Below are 23,208 nucleotides of genomic sequence, written 5' to 3' on the forward strand. Positions count from 1 at the left end.
TTATAATCCTTGTGCTTGAATCGCTGTAATCACGACTGTATTTATAATATCATCTACTGTACAACCTCGGCTTAAATCATTTACCGGTTTGTTTAATCCTTGTAACATCGGACCAATGGCCAATGCTCCAGTTTCTCTTTGCACCGCTTTATAGGTATTATTTCCTGTATTTAAATCTGGAAAAATCAAAACGCTGGCTTGTCCTGCCACTTCTGAATTTGGCATTTTACTTTTTCCAACAGCCATATCGACTGCTGCATCATATTGAATGGGTCCTTCTATTTTTAAATCGGGGCGTTTTTTTCTAACTATTTCGGTTGCGGTTCTTACTTTATCTACTTCATCGCCTTTTCCAGAAGAACCTGACGAATAGGAAAGCATGGCTATTTTTGGTTCTATTCCAAAAGCTAAACTGGAATCAGCAGAGGAAATTGCTATTTCTGCTAGTTGTTCCGCAGTAGGATTTGGATTGATGGCGCAATCACCAAAAACAGAAACCCGGTCTTCCAAACACATAAAAAATATTGAGGAAACTACTGATGAATTTGGTTTCGTTTTAATGAATTGCAAAGCTGGTAAAATGGTATGTTGTGTAGTATGTGCTGCTCCGGAAACCATTCCGTCGGCATCACCTTTATACACCATCATTGTTCCAAAATACGAAACATCTTCCATTAAATCTTTGGCCATTCCTACAGTTACGTTTTTTGCTTTTCGCAACTCATAATAGGTATTTACATAATCCTCATAATGTTCGGATTCTATTGGGTTAATAATTTTAATTTTAGAAAAATCAAAATCCAACCCCAGTTCCGAAACCTTATTTTCTATCTGTTTTTGGTTTCCAATAATAGAAATATCAACCACATCCATCGCTAATAATCGCGAAGCTGCAATAATTATTCTTTCATCATTTCCCTCTGGTAAAACAATGTGTTTTCTATGTTTTCTAGCTCTTTTTACCAAATTGTATTGGAACATTTTTGGCGTCATTCCTTCCGCTTCAAAAGTGATTAGCTTTTCAGCCAAATTATCCAAGTCGACAAATTTTTCGAAAGTGTTTATGGACGTTTCAATCTTTTGCTTGTTATTGGCGTAAATTTTAGATTTAATGGAACCTATTTTATTGGTAATATAATAGGTCCCTTCCTCTACTGCAAAAATGGGAACAACCGGAGAAAGTCCTTCAATTAATTTTAGAATACTCTGTTCAGGCAATATATTTCCTGTCAGCAGTATTCCTGAAATTGTTGGATAATTCACGGATTCATTCGCCTGAAGTGCGCCAAGAATAATATCAGCTCTATCTCCTGGAGTTATCACCAGACTATTTTCTTTTAAATGCAATAAATAATTACAAAGTTGCATCGCTCCCACGCTAAAATTCCCCGTTTGATTGTTTAAATAAGCGTCGCCAAATAAAACTTTAGCATCTAATTTGTTTACAATTTCCTGAATTGTGGGATTATTCAAATTAGAAATTAAAGGAATTGAATTCACCAATATGCTTTCTGGCAGACTTTTTTTCAAACCAGTAGTTACTAATTCAATGTTTTCTGGTTGCACTTTATTGGCGATTACAGCCAAAACTTCCACTTCTTTTACTTTGAATGAATCATAGGCAAGATAAAGGCTATCAATCAATTCCTCTAATGTTTTCCCAACTCCGGAACCAACAATAATAGTTGGAATCCCTAGATTTTTGGCAATCAAAACATTCATATCCAATTCGATAACAGTTCCTTCTCCAGTAAAACTGGTTCCTTCAACTAGAACAAAATCGAAACGTTCTTCTAATTTCTTATATTTTTCAATAATTAAATCGAGAACCTCCCCTATTTTTCCCTTGTTCTTCTTTTTGATTAATTTACTTTTTGTAATGGCAAAAGCATCTTCAAATTGAATATCCAACCCAAAATGACCAATCACCGTTTCAATGTGATTATCGAATCCTCCTTCTTCAAAATCTTCTACAATGGGTCTAAAATATCCAACTTTGGCAGTTTTACCAATAAGCATACTCATCAATCCCAACGTTATAATCGACTTACCACTATTTTGTTCGCTTGTTGCTATATATATGGCCTTGTTCATCTTTATATTTTTATATTTAATTCAATATTTACTGAATGTATACCTTTTTAATTCCTAAAAATAGCGTCGCTTTTTAAAATAAATAATCATTCCGATTACAACTAACAGCATGACACCCATAACTGCATAATACCCATTTTTATAATGTAATTCAGGCATAAACTCAAAATTCATTCCATAAACACCCGCTATAAATGTAAGTGGTATAAATATCGCCGACACAATAGTCAGTGTTTTCATAATTTCATTCATCTTATGCGTTTGCGCCGAAAAAAAGAAATTAGACGCACTTTCCAGCGAACCCATATCGGATTCAATTTGTTCTAAAAGCTCTAAACTTTTTTGGTGCAATCGCGTAAAAAAACTAAAGTTTTCCATTTCCATAGCATTAAAAACATTATCGTCTTTTATGCTTTTTATGTCATACAAAGAATCCCGTAGCGGAATAATAGATCGTTTCAGAAAATTGAAATTATCGCGATGCTTTTCAATTCTTTCCAAAATTATTGGATCGGCACTATTTTTAGAAAGATTAATTAGTTCTTCCACTTTATCTTCTTCATTCTCTAAGGTTATATAGAAATTTTGCATAATGGAATCAAGTAATATATACAGAAGGTAATCGGCTTTTTTTGTTCTTACAATTCCCGAATGCGTTCGAATACGCTCTCGAATATGAGTAAAAAAATCACTTCGCTTTTCTTGAAAAGAAATTAAGATTCCATCTTTTATCAGAAAACTAATTTGCTCTACACTTATGTTATCTGAATCTCCGGCCGGCAATAATGACTTTATATTAAAAAACAGGACATCTGATAACTCCTCTAATTTGGTTCTCCTTGTCGTATTCAAAATATCAGCAAGCATAAAATTATCGATTTTGAAGTAGTTCCCTATAGACTTTACCAATTCGATATTATTTAAACCATGCAAATTCAACCAATTGGTCTTTTGTGAATCAATATATTTATCCAAATCAGAAACTTTAAAATCTTCATATTCTATCAAATCAAAATTATCAAAAACAAACAATTGCATCTCTGACTCTTGAGTTTTATGAACTCCTGTATATTCAAGGTTATAGGGCTGAAGTTTTCTGCCTTTTTTGTATTTAATTTTTCTCATTCCAACTCATTTATATCGTAATATTACAAAAAACTTTTATCAATGAATGGCTACTGTAGTAATTTGGCATTCATTAAAATGAATATGATACTATTCAATTATTTTATTTTGGAAAACAAAGGTATAGAGAAATAATCATCCTTTTTATGAGATAAATCATGTTTCAATTATAAAATTTCACAAAAAAACCGAGTAGATAGACATTACAATGCCTCATTACTCGGTTTTTTATCTCAAAATTTATATTCTTTATTTTTCATCAACATAATCCTGTAAATAGCTGAATCTTGGAGTCAATTTTCCATTTTCAGTAATTTTAGCTCTTTGTAAAATTCCATCTTTATCTCCGTTGAAAAATGCAGGAATAACATGTTCCATAAACATTTCACCAAAACCTTCACTGGCATCTTTTGGTAATTCACAGGGCAGGTTATCAACTGCCATTACAACAATTGCTGCAGGATGAAAAACATCTACTTCTTTGTCTTCACTTGGCCAGTATCCGTATAAAGGCTCCGCAATAGTTGATGATCTCAGAGTACATGCTATTGGACCATTGACATCACAAGAAATATCCGCAACAACTTTTATTTTGCAATCTTTCGACTGTAGCATCTCACTTGTTAGAATTACCGGAGCTTCATTGGCATGAAAATGTCCTGTAATATAGATGTCTGAAACTTTTGTAAACCGTTCAAAATCGGACACATACTCTTGTGGGTTTTCATAAAAATCGGTAAAATCCAATACTTTTCCATCTTTACGTTTGTTGTATTCTAATACATCGACTTGAGTATAAACGGGCTGTGCATAATTCTTTGTCAAGTAATTTTCGACTGAAACTTCCTTAACTTTCATGGCATCCAAAACTTCTTTTGCACCATTACCCACTTTTCCTGCACCAGTAATCACAAATTTCAAAGGTGGCAACACCAATCGCTTTAAATGAGTGATTAGTGCCTCTTTACCGGAAAGTGTATCTGCTTTTGGCAATTTGAACAATTCGAATTTTATTCCAAAAGCACGAATACTATTGTAAACACCAACAATTCCCGCATATTTTCCAAAACCAATTAACCTGCGATTATGAGAATCTACAATAGTTTCATGATCATATAAAACAATATTTTTTTCTAAAATTGCTTGCAGCAATTTTCTGTTGTAAGGTTGTTTTTTTATGGTATGCGAAAAAAAGAAATACGCTTTATTAGGAATTAAATCTTCGACAGGAACTTCTTTCACTCCAAATAAAACATCACAATCACTGATGTCATTTGTAACTTCGATTCCTAAATTTTTATATTGCTCGTCCATAAAAATTCGAATATCGGAGCTTTCTACTTTTATAGATACACCTTGATACATTTGTTTTATTCTCGCTAATTCATTTGGAGAAAAAACGACTCTTCTATCTGGTGGGTTTTTTCTTTCTTTTATGATTCCGAATCTCATTTTGTACGTTTTTATATTGATTTAATATAACTTATTTATATTTATTTGTTACAAATATAACATTTTTAAATAAATTGACTTTCTTTTTAAAATAAATTTACAAGTCTTAAATCAATTAAAAGCTGATGTCCAAAATGATACAAAACAGCAATTATAAAACGTTGATAAAATAGTGTTAAGGTTTCGGAAAAAAGAGGAATCAAAAGGGATTGATTCTATATATTTGTCGTTCTAGTACTATGAAAATGATATTTATAAAAAAAGCAAATATACTACAATTACTCGTCCTGATAATAGTTTTGAGTTCTTGTACCAAAGAGAAAAAGAAAATAGCATTAAGTGACGCTCAACTCCCAAAGAGTACATTGCCTAAAATGAAACCTATAACGAATGAAAGTCCTAAACTAACTGCGGAATACATCGATTCTAAAAAAAGGTCCATTGAATCTTTTTATAATAGAACTTGGCCGAATCACAGTGCTAACGGAAGTTTTCTTGTAGCTCAAAATGGACAAATTATTTATGAAAATTATGAAGGCTACGCGAATTTTAGAGAGAAAAGATTAATAACGAGTACAACTCCGCTTCATTTGGCATCTGTGAGTAAAGTATTAACTGCAACTGCTGTACTGAAGTTAATAAATGCCAAAAGAATAGATTTAGACCAAAAGGTTAATACTATTCTAAAAGAATTCCCTTTTCCGGATGTTACTATAAAAACACTGTTAAACCATAGAAGTGGCATGCGCAATTATGCTTATTTTACGGATCGGGATAAAACGGTTTGGGACAGACATAACAGGTTAACCAATCAAGACATATTAACCATTATGGCTACTAAAAATATTGGATTAGAATCTAAAACTGATACAAGATTTAGCTACTGCAATACTAACTATGCCATGTTGGCATTGATAATTGAAAAAATAACTAAACTTTCCTATAAAGAAGCGATGAAACAAATTATTTTCAAGCCACTGGGTATGAAAAATACTTTTGTTTTTGATTATGAAAAAGATAAAGATAGTATCGCTCCTTCTTATAAGGGAAATGGTGTTGAGATAGGCAAAGATTATTTGGATGCAGTTTACGGTGACAAAAATATTTATTCTACTCCTCGGGATTTACTAAAGTTTGACAGAGCAAGAAATTCTCCAGCTTTTTTAAATTCAAAGTTGTTTAAAAAGGTTTTTATAGGATACAGCAACGAACGCAAAGGAGAAAAAAATTACGGTCTTGGCATTCGTATGATCAATTGGGAAACGGGACAAAATTTCTATTTTCATAACGGTTGGTGGCATGGTAACACGTCATCTTATGTCACTTTGCCAAAAGAGAAGGTTACAATAATTGCTTTATCGAATAAGTTTACAACAAAAACGTACAAAGTCAGAAAATTATCAATGCTATTTGGTGATTATCCGTTTCACTTGGATAAAGGAGAAAAAGAGGAATGATTTTTGTTTAAGTTAAAAGTTTATCGATAACAATTCAAGTTTTAAATTGTATCTTTGCAAACTTAAAATAAAAGGGGTCGACTGGTTTTGACAGCAAGTCGAATTGAAAAGTAAGCACGTCGAGAACTGGGACAATTCTCGTTAATAAAAGGTCTCAAAACACTTACACGGCGAAGGAAACTACGCTCTTGCTGCATAATCTGAATTATAGTAAGATTAGCCTCGTTCCTATCAGATAGGAAAGCAGGATTTACCTCGAAAGCTTTGGTTTATAGCGGTCGATAAAGGTGAATCGTAAATTTAAACCTAGATTTCCATGAGCTTCGGGTGGATTTCGAAATTAAGAAGATAAGTCTTGCGCGACTGTTTCTGGTCAAACGTAAGATCGAAAATCTAATCAGGAAATAAACGTGTAGAAAGCCTTTTAGTTGCTTGTTTGGACCCGGGTTCGATTCCCGGCGACTCCACAAAGCCTGAAAATCATCGATTTTCAGGCTTTTTTTATGTCTACAGAATATAAAAAGAAAAAAACACTCAACTATGCAACTAACTGAAGATTAAATTTTAAATCAAATTGTATTAAACAAGAATGCTTATTTTTATTCTAATCCTGATGAAGTGAATTTGTCAAGAAATCTTATTACAAAACTTTTTAAGTCAATTTCTTCTGGTAAAATAAGAAACTATCTTTTAAGAGTGATTAATAAATAGATTATAAACAAGTTTAAGAAATAGTCTTAATTTAGTTTTATATTACTTCTTAAACTAGATTAAGACTTTACCGTATTACTTTATTTAATTTCGCAAAAAATTGCCCAATTTTCTACCTAATCTTATCCAGCAGAGAATCTGCTGTTGCTTCTTATAAATTATAATTATCTTTAACATCCTTTTAAAAAGCAAACTATGACAGAAATTTTCAATATGTTTCGCATTACAGCTGCAGAATCCCAGAAGATAATGCATTCTGTGAATGAGCCTCATGCCCACAATTTTGAAGAACTTATTATAGGTGGGCAGGGTCAGCTGGAACATTTTATAGATTTCAAATCCCGTCTGATGGATGCTCCTTTTATAAGTTTTGTAACCCAAGGAAAAATCCATCGCGTCAAGCCACTTCTTAAAGATGGTAAATGTGACATGTGGGTATTGAGGTTCAAAAGTGAATTTATCGCCGAAACCACCTTCAGTCTTTACGCATCATTCCATGATAAAGCCAACATCTCAATGCAGAGCAATAAATGTTTTGAAAAGTTAGACACTATATGTAAAATAATTTATGATGAATACCAGCAGGATGCACCTGACCTTTCTGTAATCAGGCAATTACTAAGTGCACTTTTTACCATAATAGAATCCGAACGCCGAAAACTCAATCTGAACGATGATGAGTCAAAAAAAATACAAAGCAGCACTTTTAAAAATTTTCTACGATTATTGGAAGAACATTATAAAGAACCGAAAGATGTAAATTTTTATGCCGCTAAACTTTTTATGACCTCGCGCAACCTAAACCTCATTTGCCAAAATATATTACAGCAAAGCGTCTCGGAAATTATCGAAATCCGTAAACTTACCCAGGCCAAAAATCTTCTGATGTCCACCGATAAAAATGTGGCTGAAATAGGTTATGAACTAGGTTTTAATGAAAAAACGTATTTTACCCATGCCTTCAAACGTAAAGCAGGATTGACTCCAACGGAGTTTAGAGAAGAAATTCAAAAGCAGCTTTCCTAAAAACACAACCTTTCTTCCGAAAAGTGTTACCGCAGTCATGTCATTAAGTCTCAACTTTGCATCATTAAAAAATGATACATTATGAAAAATTCAATTACAAGACAGGTAACTGGTGCAATCCTTATTTTTACAGCCGTGACTACAACCGCTTTTGCACAAAAAAAGGAAGATAAAGCATCTTTGGTAAAACAAATTAAAGAGCTTACCGCTGCTAACGCTCAAGTAGCGAAACACCTTGAAACTTTTGACACTTTAGACTATATAGTTTTCAGTAATCATGAATTTACACGTTTGCACGAAAGCCATGCAAAGAACATAAAAGTACACTTTCCTGACGGTCACACTGAGGTGGGTTTGGAGCAGCATATCAAAACTCTTGATGCGATGTTTGTATATGCTCCGGACACCCGTATTAAAGAACATCCTTTTAAAATTGGCTCCGGCAATATTACTGCTGTAATGGGTTATATGGAAGGTACGTTTACACAGCCTATGCCCGCAGGAGATGGTACTTTTATACAACCTACAGGTAAGAAATTCAAAATTCCAATGGCAACTATCGGAGTTTGGGAAAACGGTGTAATGCAGGAAGAATATCTTTTCTGGGATAATAAATCCTATATGGACCAAATACTAGGAAAATAAATAAAGCATAAAAATGGATAGAAAAAATTTTCTTAAAACCATGGCTATTTTACCACTGGGAGCTGCAGCAATGCAACTCAGCTCCCTTAAGACAGCAACAGATGCCTTTAGCGCTACTGATCGAATGCCTGTTCTTTTTCTTGGGCATGGTAATCCGATGAATGCCCTTGCAGATAACAGTTTTACCCAAGGTTTTCAGCAGATGGCTAAAACATTGCCTAAACCAAGGGCTATTCTATGTATATCAGCTCACTGGGAAACCAAAGGCACTTTTGTAACGGCAATGCAAAAACCAGAAACTATTCATGATTTTGGAGGTTTTCCTCAGGCGCTTTTTGACGTCCAATATCCTGCACCTGGAAGCCCGGAGCTCGCATTGGAAACTCAAAAACTGATCACTTCAACCGCTATCGGGCTAAGTAATGAATGGGGACTGGATCATGGCTGTTGGACAGTTTTGAAATTCCTATATCCCAATGCCGAAATTCCTATTGTCGAAATGAGCATTGACTATACCAAACCTGCTTCTTATCATTATGAATTGGGAAAAGAGCTGGCAGCATTAAGACGCAAAGGTGTTCTAATTGTTGGAAGCGGTAACACGGTACACAATTTACAATTGGCCGCATGGGATAAAATGATGCTACCCGGATATGCTTTCGAGTGGGCTCATATTGCGAATGAAAAAATGAAAAAAATGATTCTTGAGAATGATCACCAGTCTCTTATCAATTTTGATAAACAGGGACGAGAGTTCCAGCTCGCCGTACCAACTCCTGAACACTATATTCCTATGCTTTACACTCTCGCTCTGAGGGAAAAAGACGAAAAGGTTACTGTCTTTAATGACGCCATAGTAGCGGGATCCCTTAATATGCTTTCTATAAAAATAGATAAGGCATGATAATAAAAAAATATTTTGGGATTTGCTTTAGCATCCTAATTTTAATTTCAATCTTTAGTTTTACCATTATGAATTCCAGCAAAGAAAAAACAACACTGCATTACCTTGTAAGACAGCCCAAAACCAAAATAACAAATCCGCCTTTACTGTTACTATTACACGGTGTAGGTGGAAATGAGCAAAATCTTTTTTCTTTTGCCAACGACCTGCCGGACAATTTTTTAGTAGTATCAGCACGTGGGCCGCTTACTCTGGGACCGCAAAGTTTTGCCTGGTTTCAGGTAAATTTTACCAGCGGACACCCCCAGATCAACGAGCAGCAGGCCGAAGCTGCCAGAGTAACTATTCTTGATTTTATTGAAAGTCTTAAAAATGACCTTGATTTTGATGATAAACAGGTTTATTTGATGGGCTTCAGCCAAGGAGGTATAATGAGTTACAGCGTGGCGCTTACTGAACCTGAAAAAATTAAAGGAATCGCTGTAATGAGCAGCAGGCTGCTTCCGGAAGTTAAACCTCTTATTGCGGATGAAAAACGTCTTGAAAAACTTAAAGTTTTCGTTTCTCATGGCAGACAAGATGCGGTACTTCATTTTCCTTTTGCAACTGATGCCGTATCGTATCTTCAAACAAAAGGTATAAATCCCGAATTCCATCAATACGATGAAGGTCATACTATCAACAAACAAATGTTTGATGACGTAAATCTTTGGTTAAAAACAAATAGTGCTCAATAATAACTTCCCCTATCTTGACAACTTAAAAAAATACCCGCTTTGTCGTAAAGCGGGTATTTTTTTAAGTTGTTTTCTTTCTTTTTATGGCGTCTTAGAAACCCAAAGAATTAAAGAGACTTATACTATCAACTTTAATTTAGTTAAATAGTAAATTAGTCCGATAGTAGCCATTCTAGAAAAGTTTTTTTACATATAGAACTCCTATTTATTTCAATTTCATTATAAAATCTTTAGCTGCATCAAAAGTCTGTTCGGGAGCTTCTTTGTGAGGAGTATGACCAATATTCGGAATGACAAGTTTTTTAGTTATTCCGCATACCTGGTTTATGGTTCTGTTTACCTGTTCCAATGTTCCGTACTCATCTGCTTTACCTTGGATAAAAAGCAAAGGGCAGGTAATATCTTTCAATAGGTATTCAATATTCCAGATTTTATAAGCAGCACTTGTCCAGGTCTCTGTCCAAGCCTTAAAGATACTTTCTACTTTATCTCCATGATATTTTGCCAGACGTTCTGCCAGATTAGTTGTTCTGTAGCCTTCCATTGCCTTATAAATTCCTTTAAGCGTCACTTCTTCCACAAAAATATGTGCCGCTTCACAAATTATAGCCTTGATTCTGTCCGGATACTTCGCGGCTGTGATCAATGCAATGGAACCACCGTCACTATGTCCAAAAAGGATAGCGTCTTTCACGTCGAGTTGGATTAATAGTTCGTTTAATAAATCGGCTTCCAGTTCAAGATAATTTACAGGTCGCTCATGAGTCGGCATCGGATCGGATTTTCCGTACCCTAATCGATCATATACCAATACATTGCACTTTACAGCTTCTGACAGTTTTTGAGGGAAATCTCTCCATAAGGTAACACAGCCTAAAGAATCGTGCAAAAAAACAATTGTAGGACGCCCATCAAAAGTATGGTAATATTCTACGTAAATGTTTTTGCCTTCTAGTTGGATGATTTTATCTATTGTATGTTCTGTCATAAAAATGAATAGCACTTATTAAATTGTTAAAATTAATATAAATAAGAATAAAAAAAGTATTGACTCTTAATCAATTTTCCTAATGAACTTGTAGTTATAGTCTTAAAATTGAAAAAAAAAACATTTGATAAAGAGGGAATTAAAAAAGAGGTTACCTAATGAAAAGTAACCTCTTTTAAATTCTGTTTCAATACTTAGTTAACAACAATTACTCGATAATATTATGATATTGCTGAGGTTATAATTACCTACTCGATAAAGTAGTTGTATTGATTAACAATTAAATATCTTATTTAAAACTGTAAGATATTGAAGCCCAAAAACTGCGAGGTAAAATTGTTCTACCAATCATAAGAGTTCCTGGAGCTACAGTTGAAAAATCTCTAAATTGATCCCCTCTAGTATCTCCTTCGGTAAGAGCTCTAGTATTTGTTAAATTATCAACCCAAAATTTAGCTTCAATTGCCTTTGTTATTTTGTACCCTACACTGGCTCTCATAGTGACATATCCTGGTAATTCATAGCTATTAGATGGAGAAGTATAACGACTTCCTGTATAGATAATACCCCAATTGGTATTGAATCTTTTGTAATCATAATTTGCTGATAGTTCTGTACTTAAAACAGGAACTCTTTCTGCTCTATTTCCAGTAAAAGTATACTTTTTATCTCCCATTTGTGCTAATACTATAGGATTGGTATTAGTAGATGCTTCATAATCCGTATATTTTGCGTCTTGCAATGTTCCTGTAAGTCTTAGACCTAAGTTATTGGACACTTTATAAGCTACCTCATATTCTGCACTTATTGTTCTTGTAGAACCAAAAGCTAACAATGGTTGTATTCCAACACTTGTAGGTACGAGGATACTTAAAGATACATTTTTGATAGCAGAATAACTAACTGAACTAAACAATGACCAACCATTACTAGCATATTTATATCCTAACTCCGCTAAATATACCGGACGTCTCTTGATAGATGATTCATTATATGTTTGCGCACCGTAATCATTAAATGTTGGAGTATTGTAGGCTCGTGTAAGTCTAGCAAACATAGCAGCATTTTCACTTATTTTATCATTAAGTCCTGCAGAAAATGCCCAATTGGTTTTAGAAACTGAATAATCCATTCTACCAGCGATATCCATAGAAGCTGGAGCCTGAAAATTTGGCGTACCATCTGCATTAACCCCATAATAAGGCCTTTTTCCATCAATACTTTGATTATCTAGACGCAAACCTAAATCAAGTCTGTATTTATCACTTAACGCAATTTCATCATTTATATAACTGGATAAAATGCGAGTATTAGCTATAGCGATAGAACTTGAAGCGGGTATCATACCATTTCCTCCAATTCCGAACGCTGGAATAAGTAAACGACGGGGATTTTCTTTCAATTCTTGGAAGTATACAAAAGCATCATTAGGTTCGTTATTTACATTAAATTGGTGTAGCGATACACCCATACCAAGACTATGTTTATTTACTTTCTTTTTAAAATCAAGAAAATCCATAACTTGTGTATCTTTATTCTGCTGCAATAGTGCTACTGCAAACACATTATAATCGTTTGGTGAATATACAGCAGGACTTCCGTCTAAATAGGTATAATCAACTCCAGGAACGTATTGCTGTGTTCCTAATGGGAGTGTTGAGTTAAAACTAGTATTGTTGGTTTGGTAACGAAAATTATTTGTTATCTGCCAATCATTGTCAGTTTTGTAATTAAATTGAAATCCTACTGCACCCAATTTGGTGTGCAAAATATTTCCAAGATCATAATTAGTTGTCTTTCCAGATCCATCGGTATAATCCCATTTTGAATCAATCATTTCCATAGATTGTGTGAAAATGTCATAGTTTGATAATGCTTTTGGTTTACCTGATCCATCATAAGAATAATAACTAGGTAGACGCCAATATACTTTGTCATCAATATATTTTCCTAAAAGGCGAAAGTATCCTTTATTGTTTTTGAAATGATAGGTTACATTTGCTTTTAATTGACCACCTTGACCTGCTGTGTAAAGAGGAGGTACAATTCCTTTATCGGTACGATAAAATCCCCCAATATTGTATTTTATATTTTTACCTAAAGCACCACCAGTATTGCCATCTACTCTGTACAAACCTTGAGAAAGACCTGATGTTACTTTGAATTCCCCATAGCTTTTAGCTGCCCCTACATAGCTAATGTTATTTATTACGGCACCAGGAGTGTTCGCTAAAATTATCGATGCATTACCACCACGGATGGCTTCAACATTTTTAGTGGTAAGATCTGACTTATAGTATTGATCAGCCGAAGGAATTGTGCTATATCCAGTAGGTAAAACAGGAAGTCCATCTTCTAAAATCCCTAAATATATATAGCCTCCTCCTTGTGGAAATCCACGAACCCATACATTTCCGGGACCATCACCACCGCTACTTTCTACAGTAAGACCTGGAATTGCTTTCAATAAATCGATATTATTAAGCGGAGCTCTTTGTTGAATATCTTTTGCTGCCATTGTAGTAATAGCAACACTTGATTCAATTTTTTTCTTTGGGCTACCTCCTGTAACTACTACAGCATCTAACTGCATAGGATCTTCGATCAATTGTCCATTAACCTCGACTTGACTGCTTTCTACATTAACTTGGACAGTAGAAGGTAAATGCCCTAGCATAGTAAAAAGAAGTTTGTATTTACCGTTTGCTAAATTTTTAAAATTATAATAGGACAAGGAATCAGCCTTGGTACTTCTATCAGTGCCATTAGCAGATGATAGTTTAATAATAGCTCCTGAAATTGGTGTGCCGTTTTTGTCTTTTACGAAGCCTGAAATACTTCCTGTATTTTGTGCATAAGCTGCACTTGAAAGAATAAATAAACATAGGAGCCAAAAAGTTCCCAGTTTGTCATTAAATGATATTTTTTTCATTTGGTTTTTAATTTAGTTAATAGTTAATTTTTGTTAATATTTGGTTTTAATTATGATTTATAAATTTTCTTTAGTCAATTTTCTAGCTGATTCTCCAGAAAAAAAAGGCATAAGTTTAGCACCAATTCGAATAAATTCGAAAGGTTATGTGTCCCCAGAGAGTTTAGGGATAGGTTTTTAAAATGGTTTGTTGGTGCTTTTATTTCACCATTTGAAGTGAATTAAGGGTACTCCATAAAATTAGTTTCCACTTTATATTTAACGGATTACTATTTCAAAAATGGAACAATACATGCCCAGGTTGCATCAAAATTTTCCAAGAAACAACCATGTCCTGCATTAGGAATGATTGCGATTTGAGATTTTGGAATAAATCTTGCGGCACTTACTACACGTTCAACAGGATTACCTCCATCTCGATCTCCCGCCATTACTAAAACAGGACATTTTATTGCACTCAATAAATCTTTGCTCACAGTAACATTATTATAGCAATTGGCCACTTGTGTAAATAAATCTTCTATTCTGTTAGGTTCAGGCATTAATTTCAATTGCTGATCCCAGAAAGGTTTATCCATTTCCTGTGCTTGTTTTGCAGTGAATTTAAATTCCCTTAATCCTGGACGTACTTCCCCAGCACCCATCACAATCATTTTTTTTACTCTTTCTGGATACATTGAACCTAATTTATAGGCCGAATAACCACCATCACTAAAACCAAGAACAATAACACTGTCTTTAGTTACAGCATTAATAACCGCCATCGCATCGTTGGCACGTTGTTCGAGGGTAAGTGGCTCAGTACCTAATTCAGATTTACCGTGACCACGGGTAGAAATAGCAATTACTTGATAATTTTTCTTGAAATGATTGATAAAATCTGAAAACTCAACAGTTGAGCCAAATAATCCGCCGTGTAACAACACTATCGGTTGACCTTTACCATAGACTTCATAATAAATTTTAGCATCATTCGCCTGTACGTAATGCCCTGCTTTGGGGTTATTCCCATAAGGTATTTTATTGACCACATTAGCGGGTTGAAAAGCTCTTATTAAATTTTTTTGCTGCGCCTGAACATTTGACATAAAAAACAGAAAAATGAAAGCTGATACTAATTTTGAATACATATTGATATTTTTTAAAAGTGGATAACGTTATTTTGATTGGTTTAATTTTTTTATAAAAAACTATGGAGGTTGCTGATGAACAGTTTTTATACTTTGATTTATTAATTCTTTTCTAAAAAATCAAATTCTTTTTTCAAAAATCCAGACTTAGATTCCATTTTATCGCCTACTACCATGATAGCACCTGACTGTTTATTATAACTTTTCCATTCAGGTAAATTGTTTACATTTGGATTGCCTGTCTTTGCAAAATTGACCCAATACGACGAAAAAATAGTTTCTATTTCTTTGTCTAATGATTGCCAAGGACGATTCCAAGTGTGCAGATTATGAAGTACATACGAAACTTCAGAAGTGTGAAAAGCTCCATAATTGGGAAAATTTGGCTTATCAGGTGCAACATGACCGAATTGATAGACGTAACTTGCTTTGGTATTAAAACTTGCCAATAGATGTGCAGGCATACCTGCAAAGCTTAATAAAGTCAATTTTTGTTTGACTGTTTTAACTTCATCTGCCGTAGCAGCAGGGAAAATACTTAAATACTCATCCGCTTTATCGCCATATTTTGCTTGTGCTTCTTTTTTATAATCGTCAACGGTCATAGTAGCATCTCCCATAAAACTACCATCGCCAGTTACCCAACCAGTTAAAATAGGTGTTTGATTTTGCAAGCCTTTTTTGAAATGTTCTATCAAATTAACAGGTAAAACATAGCCATCCATCGTTGTTCCAAATCTGCCTACTTCTGAATTATTACTTAGTATTTGCAATTCTTCAGCTGATTTTTTTCGCAATTCAGCTAATGAATTTGCGTTTGCTTTTTTCATAAAAACAACACCTTGCTCTTCGGATTTTTCTAAATTTTGACTGAGCATATTAGAAAACAAACCACCACTTTGCGCAATGGCTTTGTGAAATAAACCTTTTGCCAACGGCGAAGCAATCAAAGCTGTTACACTAAACGCTCCTGCAGATTGGCCCGCAATCGTCACGTTATTAGGGTCACCACCAAAGGCCGCAATGTTTTTTTGAACCCACTTTAATGCGGCTATTTGGTCTAAAAAACCATAGTTACCCGAGGCTTGATGGCCTGACTCTTTGCTTAACTCCGGGTGTGCCATAAAGCCAAAAACTCCAACTCTGTAGTTAATACTAACGAAAATCACTCCTTTTTTTGCCATTTCTTCGCCATCATAAATCGCACAATTTGCCGAGCCACTATTTAGCCCACCGCCATAAATCCATAAAAAAACGGGTTGTTTTTTGGATTTAGCTTTTGCGGTAGTCCATACATTTAGATACAAACAATCTTCGTTGATAGTTTCGGGTTGAGCAAGAAACTCCTCCGTCCAACAAAAGAATGGCTGAGGTTTGTTTTGCATAGGACTTGCCGAAAAAGCTTTACATTGTTTTATGCCCTTCCAGTTTTGAACAGGTTGCGGAGCTTTCCATCGCAAATCACCAATCGGTGCGGCAGCAAAAGGAATACCTTTAAAAATACGAACTGTTTTATCTGTGCTAGTTGTACCTTGAATTTTGCCATTAATGGTTCCTACAATTGGGTTTTGAGCTATCGTAAAAACAGAAAAGCATAAAAGGACTAATAGGAGGTTGTTTTTCATAATCTTATATTTTTAAAAGCATCATTATATCGGGTTTAAATTATAAAAACCTTTCGATTCCTATTTTTTAGCAGCTTGATTAATCTTGTTAGTAATATCCTTGAAAATCCCAGAATACATTCCTTTGATGAGTTGCCAATCATGTGTCAGCAGAATCATATTGGCTCCCGAAGCTACATTTTTTACAGATTCATCTGGTGTAAGTGCAAGACGAAGAAATGCTCGATTTGGGAACGATTTGACTACTACAGCCATTTCGTCTAAAACCTGTACAACCTTTGGATCCTTCCAATTGCTAACACCAAGTTCCATCGAAATATCACCCGGACCAATAGCAACACCTGTGACACCTTCAACTGCCAATATTTTGGATAAATTTTCTTTTCCTTTTAGGCTTTCGACAATCATAATGCAAACTACATCTTTGTTCGCTTGCTGACGTCGTTCATATTCATTACCGCTATAACTAATAGAAGCTCTTGCAAAGCCTGAGCCTCGAACACCAAGCGGTTTGTATCGACACCAAGAAACCAATTCGGCAGCTTCTTCAGCTGTTTCTACATGAGGGAATAAAAAGCCACTGGCACCAGCATCGAGTATTCGTTCTGTCAGATTTAAGGAACGTTCACCCAGTCGGACAAGGGTAGGAACTTTATGGAGTTCAGCAGCAATAATGGCTTGCCCAATATCATTGTAGTCGCGTAAACCATGTTCGAAATCCAAGAAAAGGAAATCTGCTCCGGCTTCACAAACTACTTCTACCATTGTCGGATGAGCTATGTTGATTACTGCACCTTTTAAAACTTCCCCATTACTAAGTCGGTCTTTTAATTTTTCTTTCCTGCTGTTATTTTTAATCGTATCAGATAATTTTTTACAGACGAAATTGCCATTCGTATATTGAGTGGAAGCAAATGTGTTTATAGAAGTATTTTTTTTGACATTAATATCCTTATAACCAAGTGATTTTGATTCAAATCCAAATAGAAAAAAAGCGGATATTAGAAATATAAAAAACTGTTTCATATTTTTTTTAAATGATAAATTTGACTTTTAAACCTTTCTATCTGTGACTTTCCTATTGCTCATAATCATAAAACCCCTTCCCTACTTTTTTCCCCCATTCTCCTTTAGTAAATTTTTCAACAACAGTGGGAGAAGGTCTGTCTGCGGGGTCGCCACTTTCCTCATATTTTTCCATTCCTACATGATAGGCTAAATCCAATCCTGTAAGGTCTAATAACTGAAAGGGACCCATTGGGTAGCCCAATCCGTTCTTGGCGGCAGTGTCTATATCTTCAAAACTGGCAACGCCCATATCAAGTAGTTTTAAGGCTTCCTGTCTTGTGGCTTGCAAGAGACGGTTGACTAAAAAACCGTAAATCTCTTTGTGAAGTAAAACAGGTGTTTTATTCATTTCCTTTGCGGCATTCATTACTAAATTAACTGTTTCCTCAGAAACGTGTGGTCCTTGTACCACTTCAACCAATTTCATCACTAAGGCAGGATTAAAAAAGTGCATATTGCAAACTTTCTCCGGTCGATTGGTTGCATCGGCAATTTTAGAACTTACGATGTACGAGCTATTCGTAGCCAAAATTGTATGAGCAGGACAAATTTTATCTAATTGAGAAAAGAGTTCTCTTTTTACTTCTAATTTCTCAATAATAGCTTCAATTACAAGATCCGCTTCAACGACCGCTTCTTCAATTGTTGGGACAAAAGCAAGGTTTCCTAGAGCTTTGTTAGCCGCTTCTTCGCTTAACTTTCCTTTTATTATCCTTTCTTTCAGATAATTATCTGCAAACGCAATTGCTTTTGCCAGTATATCAGGATTAGTATCTGTACATTTTACTTGAAATCCAGACATAGCTGCACATAGGGCAATCTGATGTCCCATATTGCCAGCTCCAATGACGGTAATTTTACGTATTTCCATAGTTTTATTTCATTTAGTGATGAATCAAATTGAGAAATCCTTCAAATCGACTCAGTAGATTTATTTTCATTTAGGATTAATAATTCTTTATTTTCATTATCTTTTTTTCGCCACCAATTTGATAACATTGACCCTGAAATAGTCATCCAAGGCACAGCTATCACTGATGCTAGACCAACAGTTGCTATTTTTCCCATTTGTAATGCAATTCCAGAAGCAAGCCCTCCATTTTGCATACCTACTTCCAGGGAAATAGTACGACATGATGCTTCGTCCAAACCCATAAACCTCCCACTCCAATAGCCTAGAAGATACCCAATTGTATGGTGAATCATTGCTGATAAAAATAATAATGGCCCAATTTCTAATAAAGAATCTCTACCCGATGAGACAATAACAATCATCATCATCAAAACACCTAACATTGAAATTTTGGGCAACATGGTCTGTAACCTTTTCACACCATTTATAAGGAATCTATTGACAAGCAGACCCAATATTATTGGTAAAATAATGATTTCAGCTACATGCAGCATCATGGCCTGTAAATCAATAGCGACGTATTGACCTGCTAATAATTTCATTAACAAAGGGGTCATAAACGGTGCCACAAGTGTAGAAATCGCAGCAATAGTAACCGATAAAGGCATATTGGCTTTGGCAATAAATGCTAAAACATTTGAGGTTACTCCACTTGGTACCGAACCCATCAATATTACACCAGCAGCTATTTCGGGTGGAAAACCAAAACTTTTGGCCAAGGTAAAACCGACTAAGGGCATAATAGTGAAGTGACTAACGAGACCAATCAAAACCGCTTTGGGCGTTTTAATAACACCTTCAAAGTCTTTCAGACTCATTTCGGTACCCATCGTAAACATTATCAACTGAATAAGCGGGACAATAAAGCCCGTGAACTTAAAATCTCCAATTTTTTGGAAATATTGTGGATAAAAAAAACCGACTGAAACTGCAGCCATAACCCAAATCGTAAACGACATTTGATTTAAAATTGAAACGTTTCGGCCTCCAATTGCTAAACATATAAGTGAGCCCACAATAAAAGGACCTGTTGCCAATAATCCACCTCCAAAAATCAACATTCCTATCGCTAAAAGCCCTAAAATAGCGGAACTTATAAGTAAGAATTTATATGCTTTTCCCATAAATAATTAGTTAGTTTTATAATTTTTTTCAAATGTCAAAAATCACTCATTGTTTCGTTATTTTCAAGTCTCTAAAATACCCTTCTGTTCCAATTTCTACCCAAAGTCCAATGCCTCCTTGGGTATTTTCGCCCAATTTTAAATCATTGACAATCAAAACAGGGTATTTGCTATTATTTAAGAACAATTGGGCTTCTTTGCCTTTTTCCTCAATTCGCATCGTAATCCATTCGTTTAAGCCCATATCTGAGTATGATTCGTACTTTTCAGGGCTTATTTGCCTTAGTTTATCGAATTTGAAATCGGGATAAGCATAATATTGAATGCTATGATTGCGTCTTACTTGGTCATCAGCACGACCATTTGTAGGGCGTATATAAATGGATTCGTATTTTGTGTTTTTCTCGTCAATTCTGAAAGAGATTCCTATAAAACCTCTTGCAAAGGCTGGTGCATTTTTTAACAAACGGCTCAAAACTTTAACTTCGATAATACCATTTTTAAAATTCAAATCTTTTATTCTGACAAAAGTGGGTTCGTCAACAAGTTGCACCGTAGTATCTTTGACCACCTTAAGTATTTCTTTATTATCTAAATTTTCAAAAGACATAGATACTTGGTTAGCCTGAAGGGTCTTTGTATTAAAATTGATTTTTTGAGCCGATAGACTTTTACAAACAATTAAAAAATAAATAACAAAAATGTATTTTAATTTTTTCTTTTTATTGATTTAAGCTTTGACATAAATAACAAAAATTGAACCTGATATACCAACCTATTTTATCCTGAACTAACTATTTTGTAAACAAGCCAGCCCCTAAATTGGAACCTAATGTACCTGCTTTAATATGCAAATAAAATTTATCGGTTTGATCCTCTATTATTTCTAATTTCCCTTCTTTTTTTAAGATCACATCTTTAGCTATCTTTAGTTTCTCTGGATTTGCATTTTCACCAAATCCATGTGCACCGCCACCTTTGTTTACATAAGAATTATAACCTACTATAATCGAATTTTCAATCAAAAAGGATTCTTTTTCATCTTTATCTAAAATCCATAGCACATTAGCATTACTGATAACATTGTTGTAAAATTTGAAATCGTTTGTGGCAGACCAGGTCCACACAATACCACCGTAACTATTAATTATTAGATTATGGTGCATTGAAGCATTAGATGCTGGATTTTTCCACATTACTACAGCATCTTTAACACCGTAAAAAACACAGTGATCCACTTCAAGAGCCTTTCCACTAGCTAATACTCCCAGATGATTTGGACTAGCAAATTTATCTCCCAAAAACAAACATTGAGTTATTCTTAAATCTTCTAAATCTTTTCCTTCCCAAACAATTGGATAATTTCTAATTAGCATGCCTTTTGATGGATTTTCGTGCACTGGTTCGCCTAAAACCCTTAATCCTTGAATAGTGGCATGACTGTTTTGAATTAGAATACCAAAATTTTGACCTCCGGTTACTTGCCCTTTATCATCTTTTTCTACTGAAAAAGACATGGTAGAAATTAATATAGGCATATCTGAAGGACTCCAGCTTATATCATCAGGCAATATTTCAGCACGAATAATAAGGCGGTTGGTTTTTGTGAACTTTTGATTAACAGGATTGAAATCTGCAGTCTCATTCATACCATAGATGCCTGATGACAAGTAAACGGTGATAGTACCTACTCCACTTGCTTTATTTACTCGTTTGGCCGCTTCACTCAAAGTTTTTAGAGGGCTTTCCTTTGTTCCTGCATTAGTATCGTTACCCTTATAAGGGTTCAAGTAAATAGCATCACCCTTAATCATTGAAGGGGTTTGTGCATTCGACAGAAAAGTGAAGTTTAAAAAAAGACAAAACAGTAGTACTAATTTTATAAATTTCATATTTGATTGCATATTTAATTTAATATTTGACATAATTCAATTATTTGCATTTATATTAGTTATTGCAATTTTTTGACTCAGATTTGATACACATTCTCTTAACATTCCTTCTACCTGCTCATGCGTAAATTGGTTCGTTCCATCAATTCTAGCTAACATAGGAACTGTCATCGCTGCTACTGCATTTCCATTCATATCCAATATAGGAAATGAAATGGCGTGAAGTCCTGCATACTGCTTACTCTTTATGGATGCGAATCCTTTTGAAATTACTTCCTTTAGACCATTACTGAAAGTTTCAATCTCAGTCTCTGATGAATTTGGAAGACTCTCTCGAATTCTGATTTCTTTGATGATCCGGTCTTGAAAAGCCAACAACACCATACCAGATGCTGAAGGAGCAACCTCTATTTCAGAACCTACCCGAGTCATAAAACCAAGTCCATTTGGTGGCTGAATTGACGCTATAACGGTTTGAAAACCATTGTTGTAAACTCTCAAATCACAAGGAAAAGAAACTGCTCTTGATAAACCCTCCATAATTGGAAGTGCTTCCGTCAACAAACGATATGTAGGAGGATGAAAATGTGACAATTGAAACAACTTAGAAGTAATGGTATAAACATTGCCATAGTTGGCAACATAATTCCTTTGCACCAAACAATTCAACATACGATAAATTTCCCCCAATTTCCTACCAAGTTGAGCCGCAATTTCTTGCTGTGTCAGTCCGTTTTCGCACTTACTAAGAACTTCTAAAATATCTAAGCCTTTGTCTAATGCGGGGGCAGAATAAACTCCATTTTCTTCTTTCTCTTTCATATCTGATTTATTTTACGATTTTTTGTGTTTAAATATCCGCTATTTTAAGCAAAATAAACCGCAAATCAAATTACATACCTATTTGATGTACTTCGATGATATTTCCATCCGGGTCATGAAAGAAGATTTGATACCAACCTGCTAATGCCCATTTACCATAATCCGCATAGGGAATATTCTGCTCCTCTAATTTCTTTTTGAACCCTTCTATATCATCTGTTCTAAAACAGAAATGACCATTTTTGATTGGATTAATCCATTGGTTCATGCGGTGGCCAGCATCATTATCCTTTTGAGTAATATGAAATTCTATGGTGCCATCGGTTATAAATTCAACTTGCCCGTCATACCTGTTTTCGGTGTCCTCGGTTGTCAATCCGTGTTCTTCGTCTTGAAGGCGACTCATGCCGAAAATATTTTGATAAAATTTGGATAATCTTGACACATCTTCTGTGCATAGATTCATGTGATGATACTTAAATTTCATGTTTTGCGAATTTAATATTTGTTATTTCTTTTGCAAATATGAAATAATATTTTCAAATATAAAAAAATAATTTGTA

At 34.7% G+C, this 23,208-nt stretch carries 19 protein-coding genes and 1 other RNA gene; 6 read left to right on the forward strand and 14 right to left on the reverse strand.

All coding sequences use genetic code 11. From position 1 onward, the window contains the following. The 3 genes from pta to ACM55K_RS15765 all read right to left on the reverse strand — a co-directional run bounded on the left by pta (nucleotide 1) and on the right by ACM55K_RS15765 (nucleotide 4,671). The gene (gene pta / locus ACM55K_RS15755) at nucleotides 1–2,094 is read right to left on the reverse strand and encodes a phosphate acetyltransferase (protein ID WP_416851228.1); all 2,094 of its coding nucleotides are present in this window, start codon (nucleotides 2,092–2,094) and stop codon (nucleotides 1–3) included. A 54-nt stretch (nucleotides 2,095–2,148) separates the two neighbouring features. Then, nucleotides 2,149–3,219: a magnesium/cobalt transporter CorA gene (gene corA / locus ACM55K_RS15760; protein WP_416851229.1), complete on the reverse strand. Its 1,071-nt coding sequence runs from the start codon at nucleotides 3,217–3,219 to the stop codon at nucleotides 2,149–2,151. A 249-nt stretch (nucleotides 3,220–3,468) separates the two neighbouring features. After that, on the reverse strand, nucleotides 3,469–4,671 hold the full coding sequence (locus tag ACM55K_RS15765; RefSeq protein WP_416851230.1) for an NAD(P)-dependent oxidoreductase: 1,203 nt from the start codon (nucleotides 4,669–4,671) through the stop codon (nucleotides 3,469–3,471). A 239-nt stretch (nucleotides 4,672–4,910) separates the two neighbouring features. Between ACM55K_RS15765 and ACM55K_RS15770 the strand changes: the two genes are divergently transcribed. The 6 genes from ACM55K_RS15770 to ACM55K_RS15795 all read left to right on the forward strand — a co-directional run bounded on the left by ACM55K_RS15770 (nucleotide 4,911) and on the right by ACM55K_RS15795 (nucleotide 10,151). Beyond that, nucleotides 4,911–6,128 carry a serine hydrolase domain-containing protein gene (locus ACM55K_RS15770; RefSeq protein ID WP_416851231.1) on the forward strand — a complete coding sequence of 406 codons (1,218 nt, stop codon included), beginning with the start codon at nucleotides 4,911–4,913 and terminating at the stop codon, nucleotides 6,126–6,128. 73 nt (nucleotides 6,129–6,201) lie between these two features. Beyond that, nucleotides 6,202–6,598, forward strand: a transfer-messenger RNA (tmRNA) gene (gene ssrA, locus ACM55K_RS15775). Nucleotides 6,599–7,034: 436 nt separating this feature from the next. Continuing rightward, nucleotides 7,035–7,865: a helix-turn-helix domain-containing protein gene (locus ACM55K_RS15780; protein WP_416851232.1), complete on the forward strand. Its 831-nt coding sequence runs from the start codon at nucleotides 7,035–7,037 to the stop codon at nucleotides 7,863–7,865. 81 nt (nucleotides 7,866–7,946) lie between these two features. Further along, complete coding sequence (locus ACM55K_RS15785) at nucleotides 7,947–8,510, forward strand: ester cyclase (protein ID WP_416851233.1); 564 nt, start codon at nucleotides 7,947–7,949, stop codon at nucleotides 8,508–8,510. A gap of 70 nt (nucleotides 8,511–8,580) precedes the next feature. After that, nucleotides 8,581–9,414, forward strand: a complete 834-nt coding sequence (gene ygiD, locus ACM55K_RS15790) for a 4,5-DOPA-extradiol-dioxygenase (RefSeq protein ID WP_465245428.1) — start codon at nucleotides 8,581–8,583, stop codon at nucleotides 9,412–9,414. Further along, nucleotides 9,411–10,151 (forward strand): alpha/beta hydrolase, encoded by a 741-nt coding sequence (locus tag ACM55K_RS15795; RefSeq protein ID WP_416851235.1) that lies wholly within the window; start codon nucleotides 9,411–9,413, stop codon nucleotides 10,149–10,151. Before ygiD ends, ACM55K_RS15795 begins: the two co-directional genes overlap by 4 nt. Nucleotides 10,152–10,356: 205 nt before the next feature. On the opposite strand, the gene ACM55K_RS15800 is transcribed toward ACM55K_RS15795, so the two are convergent. From ACM55K_RS15800 to ACM55K_RS15850, 11 genes are all read right to left on the reverse strand, one after another. Beyond that, on the reverse strand, nucleotides 10,357–11,139 hold the full coding sequence (locus ACM55K_RS15800; protein ID WP_416851236.1) for an alpha/beta fold hydrolase: 783 nt from the start codon (nucleotides 11,137–11,139) through the stop codon (nucleotides 10,357–10,359). Nucleotides 11,140–11,428: 289 nt separating this feature from the next. Then, entirely contained in the window at nucleotides 11,429–14,071 is a 2,643-nt protein-coding gene (locus tag ACM55K_RS15805; protein ID WP_416851237.1) for a TonB-dependent receptor, read from the reverse strand. A gap of 269 nt (nucleotides 14,072–14,340) precedes the next feature. Further along, on the reverse strand, nucleotides 14,341–15,201 hold the full coding sequence (locus ACM55K_RS15810; RefSeq protein ID WP_416851238.1) for an alpha/beta fold hydrolase: 861 nt from the start codon (nucleotides 15,199–15,201) through the stop codon (nucleotides 14,341–14,343). Between the two features lie 101 nt (nucleotides 15,202–15,302). Further along, the gene (locus ACM55K_RS15815) at nucleotides 15,303–16,826 is read right to left on the reverse strand and encodes a carboxylesterase/lipase family protein (RefSeq protein WP_416851239.1); all 1,524 of its coding nucleotides are present in this window, start codon (nucleotides 16,824–16,826) and stop codon (nucleotides 15,303–15,305) included. A gap of 60 nt (nucleotides 16,827–16,886) precedes the next feature. Then, complete coding sequence (locus ACM55K_RS15820; RefSeq protein WP_416851240.1) at nucleotides 16,887–17,852, reverse strand: HpcH/HpaI aldolase family protein; 966 nt, start codon at nucleotides 17,850–17,852, stop codon at nucleotides 16,887–16,889. A 52-nt stretch (nucleotides 17,853–17,904) separates the two neighbouring features. Beyond that, entirely contained in the window at nucleotides 17,905–18,765 is an 861-nt protein-coding gene (locus ACM55K_RS15825) for a 3-hydroxyacyl-CoA dehydrogenase family protein (RefSeq protein ID WP_416851241.1), read from the reverse strand. 41 nt (nucleotides 18,766–18,806) lie between these two features. Further along, nucleotides 18,807–19,931 carry a bile acid:sodium symporter family protein gene (locus tag ACM55K_RS15830; protein WP_416851242.1) on the reverse strand — a complete coding sequence of 375 codons (1,125 nt, stop codon included), beginning with the start codon at nucleotides 19,929–19,931 and terminating at the stop codon, nucleotides 18,807–18,809. A gap of 46 nt (nucleotides 19,932–19,977) precedes the next feature. Then, nucleotides 19,978–20,541: a hypothetical protein gene (locus ACM55K_RS15835; RefSeq protein ID WP_416851243.1), complete on the reverse strand. Its 564-nt coding sequence runs from the start codon at nucleotides 20,539–20,541 to the stop codon at nucleotides 19,978–19,980. Between the two features lie 184 nt (nucleotides 20,542–20,725). Then, nucleotides 20,726–21,823, reverse strand: coding sequence for a hypothetical protein (locus ACM55K_RS15840; RefSeq protein WP_416851244.1), 1,098 nt, complete (start codon nucleotides 21,821–21,823; stop codon nucleotides 20,726–20,728). A gap of 36 nt (nucleotides 21,824–21,859) precedes the next feature. After that, on the reverse strand, nucleotides 21,860–22,645 hold the full coding sequence (locus ACM55K_RS15845) for an IclR family transcriptional regulator (protein ID WP_416851245.1): 786 nt from the start codon (nucleotides 22,643–22,645) through the stop codon (nucleotides 21,860–21,862). A 70-nt stretch (nucleotides 22,646–22,715) separates the two neighbouring features. Next, nucleotides 22,716–23,132, reverse strand: a complete 417-nt coding sequence (locus tag ACM55K_RS15850) for a VOC family protein (RefSeq protein ID WP_035672919.1) — start codon at nucleotides 23,130–23,132, stop codon at nucleotides 22,716–22,718. Between the last annotated feature and the right edge of the window lie 76 nt (nucleotides 23,133–23,208).

The organism is Flavobacterium arabinosi, from assembly GCF_048158725.1.
Classification (GTDB): domain Bacteria; phylum Bacteroidota; class Bacteroidia; order Flavobacteriales; family Flavobacteriaceae; genus Flavobacterium; species Flavobacterium arabinosi.

Excerpts from the sequence above, each read along its gene's own strand:
- corA (WP_416851229.1), bottom strand. The coding sequence starts at position 3,219 with ATGAGAAAAATTAAATACAAAAAAGGCAGAAAACTTCAGCCCTATAAC.
- ACM55K_RS15800 (WP_416851236.1), bottom strand. The coding sequence starts at position 11,139 with ATGACAGAACATACAATAGATAAAATCATCCAACTAGAAGGCAAAAAC.
- ACM55K_RS15795 (WP_416851235.1), top strand. The coding sequence starts at position 9,411 with ATGATAATAAAAAAATATTTTGGGATTTGCTTTAGCATCCTAATTTTA.
- ACM55K_RS15830 (WP_416851242.1), bottom strand. The coding sequence starts at position 19,931 with ATGGGAAAAGCATATAAATTCTTACTTATAAGTTCCGCTATTTTAGGG.
- pta (WP_416851228.1), bottom strand. The coding sequence starts at position 2,094 with ATGAACAAGGCCATATATATAGCAACAAGCGAACAAAATAGTGGTAAG.
- ACM55K_RS15770 (WP_416851231.1), top strand. The coding sequence starts at position 4,911 with ATGAAAATGATATTTATAAAAAAAGCAAATATACTACAATTACTCGTC.
- ACM55K_RS15815 (WP_416851239.1), bottom strand. The coding sequence starts at position 16,826 with ATGAAAAACAACCTCCTATTAGTCCTTTTATGCTTTTCTGTTTTTACG.
- ACM55K_RS15765 (WP_416851230.1), bottom strand. The coding sequence starts at position 4,671 with ATGAGATTCGGAATCATAAAAGAAAGAAAAAACCCACCAGATAGAAGA.
- ACM55K_RS15825 (WP_416851241.1), bottom strand. The coding sequence starts at position 18,765 with ATGGAAATACGTAAAATTACCGTCATTGGAGCTGGCAATATGGGACAT.
- ACM55K_RS15805 (WP_416851237.1), bottom strand. The coding sequence starts at position 14,071 with ATGAAAAAAATATCATTTAATGACAAACTGGGAACTTTTTGGCTCCTA.
- ACM55K_RS15840 (WP_416851244.1), bottom strand. The coding sequence starts at position 21,823 with ATGAAATTTATAAAATTAGTACTACTGTTTTGTCTTTTTTTAAACTTC.
- ACM55K_RS15810 (WP_416851238.1), bottom strand. The coding sequence starts at position 15,201 with ATGTATTCAAAATTAGTATCAGCTTTCATTTTTCTGTTTTTTATGTCA.
- ACM55K_RS15785 (WP_416851233.1), top strand. The coding sequence starts at position 7,947 with ATGAAAAATTCAATTACAAGACAGGTAACTGGTGCAATCCTTATTTTT.
- ACM55K_RS15835 (WP_416851243.1), bottom strand. The coding sequence starts at position 20,541 with ATGTCTTTTGAAAATTTAGATAATAAAGAAATACTTAAGGTGGTCAAA.
- ACM55K_RS15780 (WP_416851232.1), top strand. The coding sequence starts at position 7,035 with ATGACAGAAATTTTCAATATGTTTCGCATTACAGCTGCAGAATCCCAG.
- ACM55K_RS15850 (WP_035672919.1), bottom strand. The coding sequence starts at position 23,132 with ATGAAATTTAAGTATCATCACATGAATCTATGCACAGAAGATGTGTCA.
- ygiD (WP_465245428.1), top strand. The coding sequence starts at position 8,581 with ATGCAACTCAGCTCCCTTAAGACAGCAACAGATGCCTTTAGCGCTACT.
- ACM55K_RS15820 (WP_416851240.1), bottom strand. The coding sequence starts at position 17,852 with ATGAAACAGTTTTTTATATTTCTAATATCCGCTTTTTTTCTATTTGGA.
- ACM55K_RS15845 (WP_416851245.1), bottom strand. The coding sequence starts at position 22,645 with ATGAAAGAGAAAGAAGAAAATGGAGTTTATTCTGCCCCCGCATTAGAC.